The organism is Blautia hominis (assembly GCA_002270465.1).
In the GTDB taxonomy this organism is placed as follows: domain Bacteria; phylum Bacillota; class Clostridia; order Lachnospirales; family Lachnospiraceae; genus Blautia; species Blautia hominis.
Genome location: NQOF01000002.1, coordinates 380,320 through 398,210 on the forward strand (window position 1 = coordinate 380,320; position 17,891 = coordinate 398,210).

At 39.1% G+C, this 17,891-nt stretch carries 10 protein-coding genes and 5 pseudogenes; 12 read left to right on the forward strand and 3 right to left on the reverse strand.

Annotation, left to right across the window (positions count from 1 at the left end):
- Position 1 precedes the first annotated feature (1 nt).
- Genes CI595_RS07730 through CI595_RS07740 form a run of 3 tightly spaced genes read left to right on the forward strand, consistent with a single transcriptional unit; the run spans position 2 to position 3,258 of the window.
- Positions 2–631 (forward strand): LbetaH domain-containing protein, encoded by a 630-nt coding sequence (locus CI595_RS07730; RefSeq protein WP_162291826.1) that lies wholly within the window; start codon positions 2–4, stop codon positions 629–631.
- A gap of 31 nt (positions 632–662) precedes the next feature.
- On the forward strand, positions 663–1,799 hold the full coding sequence (locus tag CI595_RS07735) for a polysaccharide pyruvyl transferase family protein (protein WP_095172700.1): 1,137 nt from the start codon (positions 663–665) through the stop codon (positions 1,797–1,799).
- Between the two features lie 37 nt (positions 1,800–1,836).
- Complete coding sequence (locus CI595_RS07740) at positions 1,837–3,258, forward strand: oligosaccharide flippase family protein (protein WP_095172701.1); 1,422 nt, start codon at positions 1,837–1,839, stop codon at positions 3,256–3,258.
- Positions 3,259–3,361: 103 nt separating this feature from the next.
- Here the strand turns inward: CI595_RS07740 and CI595_RS27070 are convergent.
- Positions 3,362–3,478, reverse strand: a pseudogene (locus CI595_RS27070) (ATP-binding protein); the annotation flags it as partial.
- A 166-nt stretch (positions 3,479–3,644) separates the two neighbouring features.
- Here CI595_RS27070 and CI595_RS07750 point away from each other — a divergent pair.
- The 5 genes and pseudogenes from CI595_RS07750 to CI595_RS07765 form a co-directional block, all read left to right on the forward strand.
- A pseudogene (locus CI595_RS07750) lies at positions 3,645–4,090 on the forward strand (transposase); the annotation flags it as partial.
- 211 nt (positions 4,091–4,301) lie between these two features.
- Positions 4,302–4,475, forward strand: a pseudogene (locus CI595_RS27475) (ISNCY family transposase); the annotation flags it as partial.
- Between the two features lie 177 nt (positions 4,476–4,652).
- Positions 4,653–6,212, forward strand: coding sequence for an IS21 family transposase (istA, locus tag CI595_RS07755; RefSeq protein WP_095172702.1), 1,560 nt, complete (start codon positions 4,653–4,655; stop codon positions 6,210–6,212).
- Between the two features lie 6 nt (positions 6,213–6,218).
- Positions 6,219–6,995, forward strand: a complete 777-nt coding sequence (locus tag CI595_RS07760) for an ATP-binding protein (protein WP_095172703.1) — start codon at positions 6,219–6,221, stop codon at positions 6,993–6,995.
- A gap of 116 nt (positions 6,996–7,111) precedes the next feature.
- Positions 7,112–8,342, forward strand: a pseudogene (locus tag CI595_RS07765) (ISNCY family transposase); the annotation flags it as partial.
- 139 nt (positions 8,343–8,481) lie between these two features.
- Here CI595_RS07765 and CI595_RS07770 read toward each other — a convergent pair.
- Positions 8,482–9,726: an IS256 family transposase gene (locus tag CI595_RS07770; protein ID WP_095172704.1), complete on the reverse strand. Its 1,245-nt coding sequence runs from the start codon at positions 9,724–9,726 to the stop codon at positions 8,482–8,484.
- A gap of 106 nt (positions 9,727–9,832) precedes the next feature.
- Here CI595_RS07770 and CI595_RS07775 point away from each other — a divergent pair.
- Positions 9,833–10,825, forward strand: a pseudogene (locus tag CI595_RS07775) (IS110 family transposase); the annotation flags it as partial.
- Positions 10,826–11,436: 611 nt separating this feature from the next.
- On the opposite strand, the gene CI595_RS07780 reads toward CI595_RS07775, so the two are convergent.
- Positions 11,437–16,104: an NACHT domain-containing protein gene (locus CI595_RS07780; RefSeq protein WP_095172705.1), complete on the reverse strand. Its 4,668-nt coding sequence runs from the start codon at positions 16,102–16,104 to the stop codon at positions 11,437–11,439.
- A gap of 263 nt (positions 16,105–16,367) precedes the next feature.
- Between CI595_RS07780 and CI595_RS07785 the strand changes: the two genes are divergently transcribed.
- From CI595_RS07785 to CI595_RS07790, 3 genes are all read left to right on the forward strand, one after another.
- A complete protein-coding gene (locus CI595_RS07785) occupies positions 16,368–16,817 on the forward strand; it encodes a sigma-70 family RNA polymerase sigma factor (RefSeq protein ID WP_162291827.1) in 450 nt (149 codons plus the stop codon).
- Between the two features lie 106 nt (positions 16,818–16,923).
- The gene (locus CI595_RS26000; RefSeq protein WP_147737698.1) at positions 16,924–17,055 is read left to right on the forward strand and encodes an AgrD family cyclic lactone autoinducer peptide; all 132 of its coding nucleotides are present in this window, start codon (positions 16,924–16,926) and stop codon (positions 17,053–17,055) included.
- Between the two features lie 134 nt (positions 17,056–17,189).
- Entirely contained in the window at positions 17,190–17,891 is a 702-nt protein-coding gene (locus CI595_RS07790) for a LytR/AlgR family response regulator transcription factor (RefSeq protein WP_162291828.1), read from the forward strand.

A 17,891-nucleotide genomic window follows, 5' to 3' on the forward strand; every position in this document is an offset into this window, starting at 1 on the left:
GGTGTTCGGAATAAAGAATAAGATACGAGAAGTTATTTTCAAATATAAATGGAAGAAACATAATCCCCATAATTTCACAAGTGCGAATTCTCTTTTTGATGAACAGCAGGTATCGGTTGGAAAGAAGACTTATGGGAAATTGAATATAAATCTCGGTACTAACCCAGTGCGTACAATAAAGATTGGCAATTTTTGTTCGATAGCCCCAGGTGTTCAGTTTATTATTAATCCCCATAATTATCGTTTTTTCTCATCATGGGGATGGCAGATATATGAGTATCATGAACGATGGTATGAATGGGAAAGGAAGACCAGTATCATTGTTGAAGATGATGTCTGGATTGGTCAAGGAGCGACAATTCTTGGAGGAGCTATTTTGCATCAAGGTTGTGTCATAGGCGCAGGTTCTGTAGTGAGCTGTGAGATTCCACCTTACGCTATATATGCAGGCCACAGGATTATTAAGTATAGGTTTAGCTCAGAAGTATGCCAAAAATTAGAACAGATAGATTATTCTCAATTTGACCAAGAAATTATAGAAAGAATCAAAGGCTGGCACAAGATAGAGATTAATGAATCTAAAATAGATGACTTTCTGAAACTTGTGCCACTAAAGAAAGTGAAAATTTAGTCAAAGATTATATTAAAAGGATGTTTTTGAGATGAGAATATTATTACCATACCATTTGGGAAGCGGAAATCGTGGTTGTGAAGGTATAGCACGGGGTATTGCTAATATTATGAAATTAAAAAAGAACCAGTTTATTTTATTTGATATATCCCCATACGATTATGAAGAAGATTCAAGACTTGAATTAAATAAAATAGGAGAACTGCGGTATACAAAGCAGAGTAAAGTTGTGGAAGTTGCAAGACTGGTAAGCCGTGTGTTACAGAAAATGCGAATATCCTTTTTTTATAATCAAGTAATGAGCAGTTATTATGTAAGCTATGCGAAAACCGATGATGTAATTTTTATTACAGGTGGTGATATCTATTGCTATGAAGGTACAGCAGAGTTACCAAACCTTATTGTGAAGAAAGCAAAAAAGGAAGGAATCAAAACAGTTCTTTTTGGTGTTTCAATGGAAGAGAAGTTCCTTACAAAGGAAGTTGTTAATGGATTGAAAAATTATGACTTGATAATCACACGTGAAACCATTTCAGCAAAGACAATGGCAGAAGCAGGTTTGAGTAATTATCTCTATCCAGATCCAGCATTTTCTCTTAAGCCTTTAAAGTGTTCACTGCCAGAATATTTTGATAAAGATGTCGTTGGTGTTAATTTTAGTCCGTTTACAGATATAGATGAATTATTTAAAGAAAACATGAACAGGCTTATTGATTATATATTATTGCAGGGGATGGAAGTTTGTTTTATTCCACACGTCTTCTGGAAAGAGCAGGATGATCGAAGATCTATTGCAAAGTATATGATGAAATATGGAAATCGAATTCATGTATTAGATTCGGAAAAGATGTCGTATCTTCAAATTCGATATGCCATATCAAAATGTAAGTATTTTGTGGGCGGGCGCACTCATTCTGTTATCTCTGCATACAGTACTCATGTTCCTTGCATCGCGCTTGGTTACTCTGTAAAAGCCAGGGGAATTGCTGGAGATATAGGTATGCCAGAATATACAGTTATTGACAGTAAGCATTTGAAGAGTAGGAATGATTTGTTGGATGCATTTATGAAACTAGAGGAGAGTCAGGTTGAGATAATGCAGATATATAAAGGAATGGATTCTTATATTAAGCAGATAGATGGATTAAGACAATTAGTTCTAAGATAGTGCAAGTAGAGACTATCGGGCAGGAGGAAATTATATAGTGGTACATAAAGATAATAGATACTATAAATTAATCGTGAACACATTTTTATTTGCACTTGGAAATCTCGGATCAAAATTTTTAGTGTTCATTCTCATGCCACTATATACTAATGCCCTTACAACAACAGAATATGGCATTAGCGAACTTGTAATTACAGGAACTAATTTGCTTATACCATTTGTATCTGTCTCTATTCAGGATGCTACGTTAAGATATACATTGGATAAGAATAACAAATCAGGTGAAGTATTAAAAAATACTATCTTAATTCTTGCTGTAGGATCAATTGTAACTTGCGTTTTGTATCCTATTATGGGATTGTATGAAGCTATAGATGGATGGACAAAGTACCTTATGGTTTTGACCGTTGTCTATATGGTACGTAATGCACTTTCAATTTATTTAAAAGCAGTAGGAAAAACGAAATTTTTTGCTATTGATTCAATTCTATATACATTACTCCTTATGATAAGCAACATTCTTCTTTTATCTGTAGCTAAAATGGGACTTAGGGGATATTTCAATGCAATAATCATTTCAACAGTTGGATCAATAATTTTACTGTGCCTTTTTGGGGACATATGTGGGAGTTGTAAAAATAGCCATATCAATAAAAAATTGTTAAAAGATATGGTGTTTTATTCCCTACCTATGATTCTAAATAGTGTTTCGTGGTGGATTATTAATTCGTCTGATAAGGTAATGATAGTATATTTTGGCTCAGCATCGGCTTCTGGTATTTATTCTGTAGCATCTAAAATACCATCAATTCTTACAACGCTTACAAGTATATTTAACCAGGCGTGGATTATTTCCTCGGTGTCAGAATTTGATACAACAAGAGATGGAAATTTTTATTCTAGAATATTTGCAGTATTTAATTGCATGCTGGTTATGGTAGCATCAGGGATTATTCTTATAATAAAACCATTTATGCAGATTTATGTGGGATCTAGCTTTGCAGAAAGCTGGCAATATGTTCCGTTGCTTTTACTTGGAAGTATTTTCCAATCTTATGCTGCTTTTTTTGGAGCCATATACACATCTGCAAAAAAGAATATTAGTATAATGTTAACCACAATAATAGCTGCTGCAATTAACATCATTTTCAATGCAACTCTTATACCTGTGGTAGGAATTCAAGGAGCTGTAATAGCCACAGCTATAGCATATTTTGTTGTATTTGTTTTTAGAATGATTGATTCACAGAAATATATACAGTTTAATGTTCATGTTGGTCGAGTACTTGTATCAATGCTTGGTTTAACAGGCCAGTGTATACTGATGATTACCTTGGATAGCATGCTCAGGTATGTGACGTCTGTTGTTTGCTTCCTATTGTTGTTTACAATAAATAGAAAGGCAATTATTTTGTTTTTTAATATGTTTAAAAGAAATAGAAGGGCGGATAAGCCTTAAAAATAAGTAAAACTAAATAAATTTGGAGAGATGGTTAAGTTAATATTGGGGGAATTTTAGTCATAATTGGATATACCGGTGAGGTAAAAAGGTCTGTCCGTAGTTTGGAGCCCTCCATGCCAAAAGCGCAGGTGATATAGGTCTTACCGCTTCCTGTGGCACCAGTTTTGAACAAATTTTGGCGCTCTTCGATATACTCACGGGTTGCAAATCGTTCGATCGGTTTATTAGTATGGTGGTTATATTTTTTCCTACCATTAAGCGCAGTTTTTGAGTCATCATATGACGCTATTCCGGTTTAAACTGCACGGTATGCTGATGTTATTCAGGGAACGACCTGTTTGAAAGTACACGATTCAGAGCCTTGTATTAAGTATTCCTTGGAAATTTCAAGGCCGTACAAGGCTGTACGACAGATTATTTCAGAAAACAACATTAGCAGCGTTGCAGATATATACGCACTCCTGAAAGACAGTTTTAAGGATATTCTTCAGGAACTTATGGAAGCTGACTGGATGCCACACTTGGATATGAGAAAAATCAAAAAGGGGAGCTGTCTACTGACAACAAGAGAAATGGACATTCTCCAAAGACTCTCAAAAGCCAGTATGGAGAATTCCAGGTAGATATTCCCAGAGACCGCAAAGGGGAATTTGAGCCGAAACTCATCCCTAAATATCAACGCGACATCTCTGGCATAGAGGAAAAGGTGCTCTCTCTTTATGGCCGCGGTATGAACACAAGGGATATCCATGACCAGCTCAAGGACATCTACGGCATTGAAATATCAGCGGAGATGGTCAGAAAGATCACGGATAAAATACTTCCTGAAGGACGGTGTGAAATTTTTTCTGTAAATTCAGATCTTCTATGATAATAGATGCGGCTTGACAGCAGTTTTCTGCTGTTGAGCCGTTGTTTATTTAATAGCAAAAATAAGCTGGCATGTCAAGACCGCCCAGAAAAATCTTGTTATTAACTTGTGATAATGTCTCCTTAAGAATCACTTGAGATTTTTCCCTTTTTGATAAACTATAAAAGTTATGAAAGAAGGTAAAATTTCATTGTCACAAGAACAACTAAAAACATTTACTGTCATCAATCGTTTCATCGACAAGTCTATTTCCAGACAACAGGCAGCTTCACTTCTTGGCCTTTCTACCCGCCAGATTACACGTTTAAAGAAAGGGGTCCTTACTTCTGGCGCTGAATCACTTGAGTATTCCGGGCGTTTTTAAACCGCCATTCCGGAGGCACAGTACCGCGAATCCGGTTTGGTGGATACCGCCATTCCGGGCATTGGATACCGAGATTCCAGCTAAATGATACCGTTTCCTTTATAATGTATCTATGCGCTTTGAAGCGTAAATACATTACAAAGGAGGTCACCTCTTATGACCAAGTATCGTGAGATCATCCGACTGTCTGGATTAGGTCTCAGCCAAACCAACATTGCTCTCAGCTGCAGCGCATCTAAAACAACAGTCAATAAAGTACTGAAGGCCGCAAGAGAGCAGGGCCTTTCATGGCCTCTGGATCCTAAGCTGACGGATCCAGTCCTTAACAAACTGCTTTTTTCTGATGCAAAAGAAAAACCTGCCACATCAAAGCGGATGCCTGATTATAATCACATCCGCAAAGAGCTTCTCCGTAATGGAGTGAACAAGAAACTCCTTTGGACAGAGTATCTTGAGGAATGCCGTCTTGCCGGAGATGAGCCACTTATGTACTCTCAATTCTGCTATTACATCCAGCAGGATGAACAGAGACGCCGTGCTACCATGCATATCAATCGCAAGCCTGCAGAACAGGTTGAGGTAGATTGGGCCGGAGATCCGGCGCATATCATTGATCCAGATACTGGCGAGATCCTGGATGCTCACATTTTTGTAGGAGTAATGACCTATAGCCAGTACCCATACGTAGAAGCATTCAGGGATGAAAAGCAACCGTCATGGATCGCTGCACATGTCCACATGTATGAGTACTTTGGCGGTGTTGCAAAGATCCTCGTGCCGGACAACTGTCGTACTGCCGTGGATCACAACAAGGGCTGGAAAGACCAGCGGATCAATGCTGTTTATCAGGAAATGGCAGAGCACTATGGCACAGCTATTATTCCAGCCCGCGTCAGGGCCCCTAAAGATAAGCCAAATGCCGAGGGCAGTGTAGGTAATATCTCCACCTGGATCACAGCTGCCCTGCGTAATGAGCAGTTCTTTTCTCTCAGCGAATTAAACCAGGCAATCCGTCAGAAACTGGACTCTTTCAGCCGCCGTCCCTTCCAAAAGAAAGAGGGCAGCCGATACGAAATCTTCCGCGATGAAGAACTGCCATTGCTGACACCGTTACCTGCTACCCCATATGAACTGGCGGAATGGAAACAAGCCACCGTTCAATTCAATTATCACATATCTTTTGCCGGAATGCTATACTCAGTCCCTTATGAGTATATAAAACGCAAAGTTGATGTGAGGGTTACAGATAAAACCATTGAGATTTTTTACAACCATAACAGGATCGCGTCCCATCGCCGGCTTTACGGCCGCAAGGGACAATACAGCACAGTTACAGAGCACATGCCGGCTTCCCACCAGCAATATCTGGAATGGAACGGTGATCGTTTCCGCAAATGGGCAGAGCGGATCGGCTCCAGTACCTATCAGGTTGTAGATGCGGTCCTTACCTCCAAACGTGTAGAACAACAGTCCTACCGCAGCTGTATGGGGCTTTTAAAACTGGCCGACAAATATTCTGTAGACCGTTTGGAAGCTGCCTGCCGGAAGGCACTCTCTTTTACGGCAGCTCCCAGCTATAAGAGTATCAAGAACATCCTTGATACCGGAAATGACCAGCCAGAGAAGTTGGACAAAGAGCCGACAACTGGCAGCCATACAGAACCAGCAAAGAGCAGCCATGCGCTTACAAGAGGCGCTGATTACTACAGGAGGTAAGGAATCATGACTACACAAAGCACCATAGATAAGCTCATTGAAATGCGCCTGACTTCTATGTCAGATGCATTCCGTAACCAGATGGAAGACCCCCGGATGAAAGAGATTCCTTTTGAGGATCGCTTCGGGATGCTGGTGGATATCGAATACAGCAACCGTAAGAGCAACAGTCTGAAACGTCTGATCTGCAATGCCGGGTTTGATCAGCCGGACGCATACATAGGCAATATCAATTATACTTCCGGGCGAAAGCTGAACCGGCCACTGATCGAACGGCTTGCAACTTGTGAATATATCGTAGAGCATAGGAATCTCTTTATCACAGGAGCTACTGGGAGTGGGAAGACCTATCTGGCCTGCGCGTTCGGGATGGAAGCCTGTAAACAGCGCTACAAGACGAAATATATCCGTCTTCCGGATCTGCTCCTCGAATTGGAGATGGCACGCAATGACGGCACATATAAGAAAGTCCAAGGGAAATATGCCAATCCAGTCTTGCTGATCATCGATGAATGGCTTCTGCTGAAGCCTACAGAATCGGAACAGCATGACATTCTGGAACTACTCCATAGGAGACGTAGGAGGTCATCCACCATCTTCTGTTCCCAGTATGATCCCAGTGGATGGTACGATCAGTTGGGCGGGGATGACAGCCCTCTTTCGGAAGCAATTTTGGACCGCATCAAACATGATGCATACAAGATCAACATTATCCCGACAGATCCGGCGAATTATAGATCCATGCGGGAAGTATACGGATTAGATCCTGCATTAAGCGAGTAAACTCGCAGGTAACAATCTGCTAAGTATGGTATCTCTATTCCGGACTTGCGGTATCATAGTCCCGGACTTGCGGTATCCGTTCCTCCGGAACAGGGGTACATTTTCATCGTAATATACAATCACTGATTCATAAAAATACTGGTAGAAAGCCTGCTCACGCTGTTACAGATGAAACGAAGGAAGCTGTCCTTAAGATTTATTCCCGCCCGGAATTGTCTAGGGCCAACTTCCTCCATTTCAAAGACATACTGCTCGCAGATTTTGGAATCGCTCTTTCCTATTCTGCACTTTCCAGTATACTAAAAAATGCAGGTTTTGAAAGCCCCAAAAAGAAAAAAATCCGTCACCGGACACCCCGGCGGACGCGAAAACCACACCCCGGCGGACGCGAAAACCACACCCCGGCGGACGCGAAAACCACACCCCGGCCAGCTCATCCAGATAGATGCTACTCCCTATGAATGGTTTGGCGGAAACACGAAATACGCCCTCCATGGGGCAATTGATGATGCCACGGGCAATGTCGTCGGTCTTTTCCTCACACAGAACGAATGCCTTTATGGCTACCTCGAGACGATGCGCCAATGCTGTGTGGACTTTGGTGTCCCTCAAACCATTTACTCAGACAACCACACCATTTTCCGTTCCCCAAAAACAGGAAAGCTCACCATGGATGAACTGATCGCCGGAAAGACGGTCCACCTGACCCAGTTTGGACGTTCCATGCATGAACTGGGAATAGACCTGATTTTTGCGAAGACGCCACAGGCCAAAGGGCGCATTGAACGTTTATGGATAACCTTACAGAGCCGTCTCCCCGTCGAATTCGCTAAGCGTGGAATCACCACCGTAGCAGATGCCAACCGCTTCTTGGAAGAAGAATACAAAGAGCTGTTCAATCAGAGGTTTTCCGTTGAGCCAGAAGCAGAATCTATCTTCGTTCCTCTGGCAGAAGGAATGGATATTGATACCATTCTCTGTGTGAAGCATAAAAGGAAGACCGATGCAGCTGGAACCTTTTCGTTCAAAAACCGATGTTTCCAGATCTTAGACGAAGGATTTCCGATTATTAATGCGAGAAGGGAGATCGAGGTGCTCCTCAATCCCCGGTATGGGATTCGTATTGCTTATGGAGGACGCATATACGAAACCATACGGTATCTAAAGCCACAAAACAAGAATGCCAGCATAAAAGTGTCCAAAAAGGTGGTCAAAACCGTAGAACCCCATTTACAGCTACGCCATAGCAGCGATGAATGGAAAGCCATCTGGTGGATGGAAGATTACAACCTGTCGCTAAAATTTTTATATGAACTATTCTTTGAGAAACAGCGGTCTGCTTCGTAAAAGGGCAAAAGCCCTTTTACAGAAGTGACATTTTCTCAAGTGAAACTGAACAATAAAAAGTGACATTTTCAAAAGTTCTTGACAGACCGCCCAGAAAAATCTGGGCGTATATTTACTCTTGATATTCCAGCTTTTTTTGCTATATCAGCATCCTGTCTGGAAACATAATCTCTAATTCACCACGAACTTTTCCCCAGTTTCTGATCGGCATTGTCCACTTTTTGGCAATCTCGAAAGTACTCAGGTATAGTGCTTTCATCAGCGCTTGTGAGCTTGGGAAGACGCTGCGCTGTTTATTCAGCCTACGATAGCAGGAATTCAATGATCCAATGGCATTTGTGGTATAAAATGCGGTACGTACGTCTTTAGAAATCTTGTAGATTGGAGATATCGCGTTCCAATTCTCATGCCAGCGATTCATGGCGCTTGGGTATTGATCAGACCATTTCTTGGTTACAGCCTCTAACTGCTTCCTGGCAGCCTCCTCATCCGCTGCGGTGTAGATTGTTTTTAAATCCTTTGCGAATGCTTTCATATCCTTGTTTGCAACGTATTTAAGCGTATTTATCACCATATGTACGATGCAACGCTGCTGTTCTGTTTTAGGGAATGCCGCAGAGATTGCATCCTTTATTCCGGTCAATCCGTCTGAGCAGAGGATGAGAATATCCTGGAATCCGCGATCCTTCAGGCTGTTCAATATAGACAGCCAGTACTTACTGTTTTCATTTTCGCCCACGACAATGCTTAGGACTTCTTTCATGCCGTCTTCATTGATGCCAAGTAACACGTATGCTGCCAGCTTTCTGATTACCCCATCATCGCGTACAGAGAAATGTACAGCATCAATGAAAACGATTGGGTATACAGGTGACAGCGGACGATTCTGCCATTCCTCAATTCTTGGGAGAAGCTTATCTGTGATATCGGATACCATGCCTTCACTTACTTCAAAACCATAAATATCCTCTATGGTCTCTGAAATCTGTCGTGTGGTCATCCCCTTTGCATACATTGCAATAATCTTGTCATCAATTGAAGAAATATCTTTTTGACGCTTTGGAAGCACTTGCGGTTCAAAGGAACTCTGGCGATCCTGAGGCACATCTACCTCAAATTCACCGTATTTACTACGAACTGTCTTAGGCTTTGTACCATTGCGGTAGTTAGGCTCACCAGATTTTTCATAGCGATCATAACCAAGATGATTATCCATTTCCGTTTCAAGCATATCTTGAATTGTTCTGGAAGGCAGATCTATTAGTGCATCCTGAATATCCTCTGCAGATTGGATATCGTACTCCTGGAGCAGTCCCTGGATAAGATTTCTTTTTCTTTCGGTCATTGGTTTTGGTTTGTAAACTTCTTTTTTTCTGTTTGCCATAATAAAAGGCCTTCTACTACAATAAGTTTATGGTTAATAACCCTTACAGCCAGTAAGGAATTATCAAACTTATTGCTCAGGCTGTATAATGATGGAGCAATTGGTATCCTCCAGTGACATAAGTTCATTGGTAAATCTGATTAAGTCCGTAGACGGTGAATCTCGTGTTATAATGGAACATACAGGACGCTATTATGAAGCCTTGACTCATCAGCTTTCAAATGCCGGTATTTTCACTTGTGCTATAAATCCTAAACTTATCAAAGACTTTGATAATGATAGTCTCAGAAAAGTCAAATCTGACAAAGCGGACGCTGTTAAGATTGCCCGCTATGCCCTTGACAAGTGGGACAACGTCAAACCACATAGTGTTACGGATGTAATGCGCAACCAATTAAAAACTATGAATCGCCAGTTTGGTTTCTACATGAAGCACAAGACAGCAATGAAAAATAATCTCATCGGTATTCTTGACCAAACATTCCCTGGAGTAAACACCTTCTTTGATAGCCCCGCACGTAGTGATGGTAGCCAGAAATGGGTTGATTTTGCATCTTCTTACTGGCATGCGGACTGTATTCGTAAAATGTCTTTAAATGCCTTCACAGAGCACTATCAGAATTGGTGCAAACGTAAGAAGTATAACTTCGGCAAATCGAAAGCTGAAGAAATCTACGGATTGTCCAAGGAACTTGTTCCTATACTTCCAAAAGATGAGATTACCAAACTTATTCTTAAACAAGCCATTGATCAACTTAAGGTTGTTTCTAAAACTGTAGAAGAATTTCGAAGCATCATGTATAAAACAGCATCAAAACTCCCAGAATTTCCTGTCGTTATGAATATGAAAGGTGTAGGTCCATCTCTTGGTCCCCAGCTTATGGCAGAGATAGGAGATGTGTTACGCTTTACTCACAAAGGAGCGCTCACCGCTTTTGCGGGTGTTGATCCCGGTGTAAATGAATCAGGTTCTTATGCACAAAAAAGCGTGCCTACTACCAAACGAGGATCTTCTGAACTTCGTAAAACTCTGTTTCAAGTCATGGATATATTAATAAAAACAAAGCCACAAGAGGATTGTGTTTATAAGTTCTTGGATATCTTAAAAAAATTTGACTTGACTTTTTATTTGCAGGCTATGATTTTAATATTTTATCATAGAAGACCTTTGTATTGTCTAATTTACAGAAATTTTTTCACAGGCTCTTGGGATGGGATTTTTGCATATTTTTCAAATATTCCGGATACTTCTGAAACGCGGATTCTGGGATATCACAAATGATAAACTGGATATTTTTTTATGGATTTAGTCCATTTACCTTTGTAGTTTCTCAGAGTATATTCAGGTACTGGCTTCCGTTCCTTTGGGGAATTCCAGGTAAAGGCTTCTCTCAGTCTCGATTTTGTAGAATCCCCGCAAATACTTCTTATGTCCATGCTCCCAAAGCCTTCAATGCAGGCTTTCCTGTATCGGATACTATTCTACCTTCCGGTGATAATACCTACAGATTTTCCGGTTTACGGACTGCCTGTGCCGATATGGCTGGCTGCTTGCGGACTATTAACATCCTTTGTTGGAGACTCTACAAAATATCTGTGGAAATGCGTCCATTAGAAACATCCTTTCATGCAGCAGACTATGCTTATATATTACAATACCAAACTTCATCTGTATATCTATTAGTTGAAGGTCTTATTATTCTAAATCTTTTATATCTTTCCCCCATTATACACCAGTTCCTGCTTCAATTTAGCATTAGCTTTTATTCCATAAAAACTACAACCATTTATAGCTATACCAGGCGTATAAAGTATTTCTATAGATTCCCCATGACCAGCTTTTTTTAATAGCATGAGATGATATTGTTCATAACAGGAAAGCAAGGAGTCTGAAAACCAAGGGATTACAGTATCCCAATATGAATATGCTATCTCATCAGAAGTTTTTTCTCCGTTATTGTATACATATCTTTCGGAAGTTGGATGAACGGATAAATCTTTCCAATAAGTGATATTATGATGATCGAATATCTCGATAACTTGGGAAAAATCATTTGAACAATATGAGTAATTGTTACAATTTCTTTCAGTACGGTATTGAGTAGCAAGAGCAAAATCATGACGACAGAATATCATTTGCAACCTTCCGAAATTTTTAGTGATTTTTTGTTCCCGATTACCAATAAACTTACTACAACGGATGTGCCGGAAGGCATCATCATCTGGAAAATCATGCAGAAAGAACCCGCAAGTACACCAGTAAGTTTGATATTCCTTTTCAGTATAGGAGCACCCATTTCCTATATCATAGCTGTAGTGAAGAAAATTTGCTGCGGTCTCATGTGTCAGTGTAGGCATATAGTATCGCCAGTCTTTTTTATATACAGTATTTTTTGAGGTATGATTTACAAAATAGTGGTCGCAGTGTGGTTCAATACGAGGTTTATCATAATTGAAATGTTCCACAATGGCAATGCGTATCATAGGTCTTTCTTCATCTGTATAACTACCGTCTATGAATAATTCGTTATCACCTGCTTTTTCTACTAAAAAGGTTTTCTTAGAAGAGAGATGGTACTCCATGCATTTATCTTCAAGTGTAATCAACAGATATCTTCCGTCAGGATGGAATTGTATGCTTTCCAGTGTTTCGTGGGCAAGGAGTGTAGAAAAAACAATTTCCCGCTTGCTGGTCTGGAGATTAATGATTTCCACATATTCGTGGCTGGCCTTACTGAACATGATTGCTAGGTTTTGTGTGACTTCATGATAACAACAGCCGCTTGCATAATACTCTGTATTAGGATAGCAGTATGCGTTAACCAGTTTTGGAATTCTACCGCTGAAAACGGAGATGCCATTAAACTGATGTACAAGAATCCCGAGATCATGTATTTTATCCAAGATCATATCTCGACATTCATAAAGGGCGGTATTATATCTCCGGCGTAAAGTGTCATTGGCAGTATCCCATTCATAAGTGTTTTCTGAATTTCGTATAATAAAACGATTTCGGTTTGGTATAACATTGGGGTAGAAAATCAGTTCTTCCATTTCACTGTCATTATTTATGAGCTTGCTCAATGCAGATACATCATACTTCATCAGAATTCCATTTTGTTTATGAGTAACAAGATCTACATTATAACTACATTGGGGATAGATAATATAGCATTCTTTTGGATGACCGGGACAGTATTGAATCGAGGAAGGTGAAGCGTTACCGTTTTCTATAGTGAGCTCTTCCCATACAATCTCAGCTTCTTTGTGGGAACAATTAAATTTTTCCAGTTGTCGGTTTTCTTCATTAAAAAGAAGAAAGCAATCAAGTGAAGAAAAGTATTTTGCTATTGGGTAAGTTCCGGGTTCACCTGAAAAACTATAAAGTTCTTCTATTTCTTGAGAAGACGGTATGCATCGTAAGAGCACACAGGGAGTTGGAATTGAATTTTCCTCCCAATCTGTATCGGAATCAATATCTTCAATATATGGAGAATTGATGTTTTCTTCCGGCAGTGATTCCTCGTCTTCATACTCCGGGTAAAATTCAGTACAATCAAAGAAATCATATTCACCACTGAATGCATAAATCACAGAATATGCTGTGGACGCATATAATTCGGTCTGCTTTAGAAATTGCTCACAATGACAGGAGTAGATTTCCTTTTGTGTTTCAATGTCAAAGCAGTATATATCATGTTGGTCAGCTAGATACAGGATACTTTTATTGTCATCTGTAAAGGAAAAACTGGTGATTTTTCTATGCTGTTTGTTGGGGGTCAGGGATACCGGGTTTTTGTCTGGTTTTGCCAGATTAAAAACATACAGGCATGCGGAACAGTCGTTAGCTTCGTTTTGATATACCTTAGCTGCAAGCCATTTCCCGTCTGATGAGATTTTCATTAGCCCGTTAGGGGAATAATCGTATTGACCGTTTGGAGCACCGGAACGTAGTATATATTCCAGACATCCAGAAAAAATATCCCAGCATTTTATTGTTCCTGCATTATCCAGAGTATAACAATACTGACCGGAATAGGCATATTCTTCTATATTGTCTACATGGTCTTCTGGCTGCAGAAAATAGTCAGGCAGTATAGAAGCATCGAAGTGAGCAGCCAGAGTAGAGGTTGCACCTTTTTTACTGCATGGTATAGCAAATATATTGAAGTGTTTGAAATTCAAGTCTGTTAAGTCCATTCCTGATAATTCTTGTCTCCCGTAAACGATTGCCATTAGTGCGTTATGAAGAAGATAGTGAAGCGGATATATTTTCCCGAACATTCTGCAAAAATCTATGGCATCGCTTAGTACTTGCTGTTCATTCGTATCAAATTTTGGAAGATTCCAGTTTTTTGAAACTGAGTTTAGTTTTGGTTTATTCCGGTGTTCCATTAAAATCTGACTAATCAGCTCTTTTTTATTCTGATTCCAGAAATGGGAATTAAGGAATTGGCTATAAGTATATGTAGATAATTCATTTTCAAAAAATAATGGTATCTCTATGAAAGGAAGCATACGCAGCAGTTGTATATCCAGGATGGCGGAAAAATAGTCACGGAAATGATGATGGATAAAGGAATACTGTCGACATTGTGCGATATTTTTTTCCGGCGCATTGTATTGATACAAGATTCCCAGATAATCAAAAGCACATGCGATGATTTTATGTCCGGAATCTTTTCTTTCTGTCAAAGAAAGATGAATGTGATTCAAAATATCTCTGCTGTACATGAAATCTTCGTATGGAAGAGAAGGAACTGCTATCAGCAGGTTTTTAATAATATTCAGAGCATCCTGAATAATTTGTGTTAACTGAGGTTCAGATAATGAAAAAATATCATTCTGTTCCATTATCCAGCCAATGTATGGGAGAATAAAATCAAGAACAAGTGCAGTCTCTAATTCATTCAGTGGATTAGTATGTGTATCTTCAGCGTGCTTTCTTATATTATAGAAGAAAGAATTTCTATGGAAGAAACTATATAGGATTTCTCCGGGAGTTTCTGGGAGTACCAAATTATCGGCCTGCTTGGAATAGGAAAACATACATAGAAACAGGGGGATACGGAGACACTTTACTAGGGTTTTATTGGCAAGCGTAATCCCAATAGACGCGTCAGAAAACATACATTTCCTTAAATAATCTTTTATATCGTCATCTTCCAGTCCAATCAAGTAAACATTCTGGAAGGTGGAGGTAAAGTAAGCGGATTGCGTTTTACGACTGGTAGCAATAATCCTTACATTAGCGTATTCCTGATGAATAACAGAAATTTCGTTGCTCAACAAGGCACGGCAGGATCGTGAAGTACCTTGTTCCGCAATACTTACTTCATTAAAACCGTCTAGGAGAAGCATATATTGTGGAATATCGTCTTCCGGAATACGCTGCATTTCTTTTTCAACTGAGGTTAGAACTTCTGCGGACACAGAATTCAATGAACTATGGTTTTCCAGCATCTGTCCAATATAACGTGTAATGAAATTGGTTTTTTTATAGATATCTTCATACCACTGGTCAATTTGGGCTGGGCAGCGTCTTAATTCTATAAAAATAGGGATTGGTCGTCCACTGGCATACACGGTGGGCTTTTTCTCTTTATCCCAAAATTCTTCCTCCAGAAGCTGTTGAAGGAATGTTGTCTTTCCAATACCCCCTTCTCCGATTACGGAAATATCTTTATTCTCTTCTTTACAAATATCCACTAGAGAACGAATCCTGCCATCTGTTGTTTTGGCACGCATATGAAAATTATTTTTAGTTACATAGCCTTTTGGAAGCAGCCGTTGGATAATATTCAAATCATGGAAACGGTTTCCTTCTTTATGAGAAATTAGAAATTCCTGCTGTGAGCATTTCCATATTTTCTTAGAAAAAGGAATTGTTATGACCTGGCGGTCCAGGTTCATAAAGTCAATTCCAAAGCGGTATTCGGTATCTTTTACTTTCGCATTCATTTGATTTGAATGATAGCTGCCACAAAGAATGCAGGCTGCAATGAAGCGAGCCAGTTGATAAGTGTTTTCCGGCATACAGGATGAAATCAACTGCTCTTTGTAAGACTCAGGGAGCTGTTTGCTGTTTTCTATAAGATTTCTTAATTGATTATAGATTGAAGTATGTTGTCTGACCAATGTGAGATAGTTCTTCTTGATTTTTTCTGTAAGACGGATAAATCCGCTCTCATTACAATACTCCATACTTACTTTTTCGGTCAAACCACGATTACTAAATACCTTCTTAGCTGCGTCATTATAAAAAACCAGGTTTTCATTTGTATCATCAGTAAAAAGCATTATATAAAGGGAAGTGTTTTTTATGCCAATAGAATCAACTTGTTTTTGAAGAATATGCAATACATCACTGAGAATCATAAAATAGTCTCCTTGTCACTGTTTTGGCACCGCCATGTCACCGACAAAAATTGTGACGTGTGGTTCAATTATTTTATAAGAAACTGATAGAACAATTATATCATAATTTCTTATGGCTGTACAAAAAACAATGTCACTTGGGACTTTGGTTCCGCTAATAAAAAAAATAGCGGAATCGGGGTCTGTTTTGTGTAGTTATTGTCTCTATCTGAGAAGATATATGTATACAACCTCGTTGGTTTCCGCTGGCGAGGAGGTATATTGTGATAATTGTATTTACGTTTGTAGATGACCAGAGGTATGAGGTAGAAGTGCAGGGAGAAATCGAAAATTTATATCTTGAATTTGCAGGTGTTAAACCGGAAAATGCCCCGAAAGTGCTTTATCTTAACAAATTAGAAGACCGTATCGATCGCAAACATTTTAGAACTCATAAGCATACTGGTGTTCCTATTTCATATGAAAGTGTTTTTGAAAATGGTGGACAAGTGGCAGACAAAAAGGATGCGTTTGACCAAATTGAATTAAATATAGATTTAAAGAAAGCATTAAGCGAATTAACTGAAATCCAGCGTCATTGTTTTGTGCAAGTATGTATAAATGGTAAGACACAAAGAGATGTTGCAAAAGAATTAAATAAGTCCAAAACAGTCGTTGCACAAGCTATCTTAGGAGCAAGGAAAAAACTCAAAAAATATTTTAAAAGAATATGACCAAACTTCTTCTCCGGCGGCTATATAGTGAAGGGTGAAACAACCCCGAGAATTACCGTAACGCGCGAACGGGAGAAAAGAAATAAAAAATCAGGAGGATTACAAAATGAAAAAAACTAGTAAAAAAATTAATGGTATGGTATCGAGAGCTTCATTGTATTCTGCACGTGCAGGGGCAGGCATTATAAGCCATTGGGGATGGTATCAGCCGAAAGTTCCTAAAAGGATTACCAAATAGCAGGTAAATCTTTACAAATATTTAAGCAAGTGATATCCTTGATATTGGCACCCGCTTTTGCTATTTAAAAGTGGGTGTCAGTAACATTATTTAGCTACCTAATGTGTATATCAGATGGTAGATACGGAGGGGATATGAAAATTGTAATTTGTGAAGATAACAAACCAGAACAGAAACAGTTGGAAAAAAGTATAAAAAACTGGGCTGATGCAAGTGAAGTAGATATAGATATATTATGCTACTGCAGTGCAGAAGAGTTTTTATTTGCATGGCCGGATACAATAGTTGACGTAATATTTATAGATATAAAAATGAAGGAAATGACAGGGCTAAAATTGGCTGAGAAGATACGCGAAGTAGATAAAAACTTGCTTATTGTTTTTATAACAAACCATCTTCAATATAGTACAAAGGGATATGATGTTAATGCCCTTCATTTTTTAGTTAAACCGGTATCAACAGATAAACTTTTTTCAGTATTGGATAAAGCATATAATATTTGGAGCTCCAGTGAAAAAGATATAATAATAGTTACAAACGATTCCGTCCAGGTTAAGTTGCATTGTGGTGATATATATTATGTTAAAATGAATTCACATACAGCCGAATTACATATGAAGAAGCAAATATTTGAAATACGAACTACAGCAGAAGAAATGACTAAACTGCTGCCATATTATTTTGTGCGCAGTCATCGGTCCTATATTGTGAACCTCTTTAAAGCTGATTGTGTATACAAAGATATTATTCTACTGTCAACAGGAGAGAAACTTCCAATCAGTCGTAAAAATTCCAAATATGTAAATGATGCTTTCGTGCGTTTATTCAAGGGTTAA

Bases quoted from the DNA above. Each gene is read 5' to 3' on its own strand.
- CI595_RS07735 (WP_095172700.1), top strand. From the start codon at position 663: ATGAGAATATTATTACCATACCATTTGGGAAGCGGAAATCGTGGTTGT.
- CI595_RS26000 (WP_147737698.1), top strand. From the start codon at position 16,924: ATGAAAAAAACTAGTAAAAAAATTAATGGTATGGTATCGAGAGCTTCA.
- CI595_RS07780 (WP_095172705.1), bottom strand. From the start codon at position 16,104: ATGATTCTCAGTGATGTATTGCATATTCTTCAAAAACAAGTTGATTCT.
- CI595_RS07770 (WP_095172704.1), bottom strand. From the start codon at position 9,726: ATGGCAAACAGAAAAAAAGAAGTTTACAAACCAAAACCAATGACCGAA.
- CI595_RS07790 (WP_162291828.1), top strand. From the start codon at position 17,190: ATGAAAATTGTAATTTGTGAAGATAACAAACCAGAACAGAAACAGTTG.
- CI595_RS07760 (WP_095172703.1), top strand. From the start codon at position 6,219: ATGACTACACAAAGCACCATAGATAAGCTCATTGAAATGCGCCTGACT.
- istA (WP_095172702.1), top strand. From the start codon at position 4,653: ATGACCAAGTATCGTGAGATCATCCGACTGTCTGGATTAGGTCTCAGC.